This window comes from bacterium, assembly GCA_035703895.1.
Taxonomy (GTDB): domain Bacteria; phylum Sysuimicrobiota; class Sysuimicrobiia; order Sysuimicrobiales; family Segetimicrobiaceae; genus Segetimicrobium.
In genome coordinates, this window is sequence record DASSXJ010000258.1 from 1 (window position 1) to 3006 (window position 3006).

2 protein-coding genes are annotated in these 3006 nt (G+C 65.0%); both read right to left on the minus strand.

Features of this window, described 5'->3' with window-relative positions; all coding sequences use genetic code 11:
- Window positions 1–602 (minus strand): AMP-binding protein (locus VFP86_17235; protein ID HET9001387.1); only part of this gene is annotated, 602 nt, incomplete at its 3' end.
- Window positions 603–654: 52 nt separating this feature from the next.
- Window positions 655–3006: adenylate/guanylate cyclase domain-containing protein (locus VFP86_17240; protein ID HET9001388.1), on the minus strand; the 2352-nt coding region annotated here is incomplete at its 5' end.

Below are 3006 nucleotides of genomic sequence, written 5' to 3' on the forward strand. Positions count from 1 at the left end.
AGCCACAGCGCCCGGTGGGTATAGGTCACGCCCTTCGGGAGCCCGGTGGTGGCTGAGGAGAAGCACATGCCGGCAGGGTCCCACTCGTCGAGGTCCGGCCATTGCCGCATCGGGTCGGCCGCGGCGACGAGGGCCTCGTACAACGACACGTTGGCCAGCTTTGTCGGGGGGATCGAACTCCGATCGCTCATGACAATAACGCGCTCCACCGTCTTGAGGTCGGGAGCCACCGACTCGAGCAGCGGGAGCAGATCTTCGTCGACCAGGATCATCTTGTCGCCGGCGTGATTGATGATGTGCGAGAGGTGGGCGGGGGGGAGCCTCAGATTCAAGGTGTGGAGCACTGCCCCGATAGATGGAACACCAAAGTATGCCTCCAGGTGGCGGTGCTGGTTCCAGGCGAGCGTGGCCACACGGTCGCCTTTCTGGACGCCTAGGCCCACGAGCGCGGAGGCGAGCCTGCGGACACGCTGGCCGTATTCCCGGTAGGTGTAGCGGAAGATCCCCGACTCGGTCCTGGAGACGATCTCCTTGCGTGGAAAGATCTGCTCGGCCCGCTCCAGCATCGCCGGCAGGGTCAGCGCGTAACGCATCGTCGTCATGGTGTTCCCTCCTCGGATGCAAGTTGCGACATCGCATGCCTCGCCATGGATCTCAGAAGGCCTCGCTGCTGGACGGGACCGGGTTTGTGGTTGCCAGGGCGCATTCAATGGCCCGCTCCAGCGTCATGGCCCGGCCCTGCGCCCACGCTTTGTTGAACGCGGCCGCGCTCAGCCCGGCCCGCGTAGCCGTCACGCGTTTGTCGTGGTCGGCCTGGTCCACAAGAGATCGGTGATGGCCGATCGCTTCGGTCAACGCGTCCGCCGCACCGAACAGTGAGGCAGCACGCTCGTATTGTCGCCGGGCGCACGCCACCCTCGCCAGTCCGTCCAGGCACTCCTCTGTGATCCATCGATGGCCGATTTCCCTACTCAGCGTGAGACACTCGGCGAAGTACGCGCCCGCCTGCGTATCGTCGCCCTGCTGGAGTGTGTCCTTCCCCAGATTTCGTAGGTTGTACGTGATTGAGAACGCGTCTTCCGTTTCCCTGCCAAGAGCAAGGCTTTCCGTGTGCAATGTAATCGCACGGTCCAGGTCGCCGTGCACTTGCGCCACGATCCCCACCTGTGCCTGTGCCAGGCCGATCAGCCATTTGTCCCCGAGGGCGCGGGCAATGGCCAGGCCCTCCTCGAAGCGCGACGTCGCGCGCCCGTAGTCCGTTTCGCGCATCGCCGTGATCCCTAGCCATACGAGGAGACGGCCCATGTGCTGTCTATCGCCCACTTCACGACAGACGGCCAGGCCCTGTTTACCCAGTTCGGCCGCACGCTTGTAGTCGCTCTGGCGCCATGCGAAGAACGTCGCTCCGTGGATCGCCCGGGGCAAAGCGGCCGGGGGAGCATCCGCGCTTCGCGCCAGCGCGCTCTCGAGCCACCTACGCCCCTCCCGCCAGTGACCGCGGATGAACCAAAACCACGTCAACGCCCCCGCCAATCGCAGGATTGCCTCCGCGCCCGCGGGCTCGGCCTTGCTCCACTCCAGGGCAACTCGAAGGTTGTCGTGCTCCGTTTCAAGTCGGTCCAGCCACGTCCTCTGCTCAGGCCCGAAAAATTCTGGCTCAGCCCGTTCGGCGTGCTGGAGGAACCAGTCTCGATGCCGGATCGCCACTCCCGTGGCTTCCCCAGCCTCGGCCAGCCGGGTGCGTCCGTACTGGCGCACCGTCTCCAGCAGCCGGTACCGCGCTTCCCCTCCCTGGGTCTCGGCCACCACCAGCGATTTGTCGACCAACTGGGTGATCAGGTCCAGCACGTCCGCCGCTTCGACGCTCTCAGCGGCGCAGACGGCTTCCGCCGCCTCTAATGTCCACCCGCCGGCAAACACGGACAGTCTCCGCAGCACCCCCCGTTCCTGGTCGGACAGCAGGTCGTAACTCCAGTCCATCGCTGCCCGTAGGGTCTGTTGCCGCGGCAGGCCCGTTCGGCTCCCCCCGGTTAGGAGCCGGAAACTATCGTCGAGACGGACGGCAATCTGTTCAGCAGACAGCACCTTGATCCGCGCGGCCGCTAGTTCTATCGCCAGCGGAATACCATTCAGGCGCCGGCAGATCTGTGCTACTGCGTTCGCATTGCCGGCTGTCACGGCAAATGTCGGTTGGGTGGCGATCGCCCGCTCGACAAAAAGGCGCGCAGCTTCGCAGTGCGCCAGTTCCTCGGAACTGGGCGCACGCTGAGGGTCGGGCAATGAGAGCGAGGGCGTACGCCAGACTTTCTCCCCAGGAACGCTGAGCGGCTCACGGCTCGTGACCAACAATTTGAGGTGCGGGCACCCGCGGAGCAGGGCTTCGGCCAGCGTTGAACACGCCTTGAGCACGTGCTCGCAGTTGTCCAGGACGACGAGTAGTGACCTCGGGCGCAGATAATCTACGAGCGTCTCGGTCATCGCCCGGCCGGCGTACTCGCGCAAACCGAGAGCCGCCGCGACCGTTTGGAGAACGAGAGCCGGATCGGCCAGAGCGGCCAACTCGACCACCCACACCCCGTCTGCGAAAGCGTCGAGCGATTCGGAGGCCGCCTGCATCGCCAGCCGGGTTTTGCCTGCGCCGCCTGAGCCCGTCAGCGTGAGCAAGGAGGATGTCGCCAGGAGCCGCTTGATCTCGGCGATCTCCCTCTCGCGCCCGATGAAACTCGTCAGCTGTCGAGGAAGATTGTTCGGAAGAACGTCGAGAGATCTGAGCGCTGGGAACTCAGTCGGCAGGCCGGTCACCGCGATCTGAAATAGATGATGGGGTTGCGCGATGTCTCTGAGCCGGTGCTCGCCCAAGTCCTGCAAGCTCACGCCGTTCGGGAGATCGTTCGCGACCAGTTCCCGGGTCGCCTGAGAGAGAAGAACCTGGCCTCCGTGCCCCGCCGCGCAGATACGGGAGGCGCGATAGACGTCGAACCCGACGTACCCCGACTCAGCCCTTTG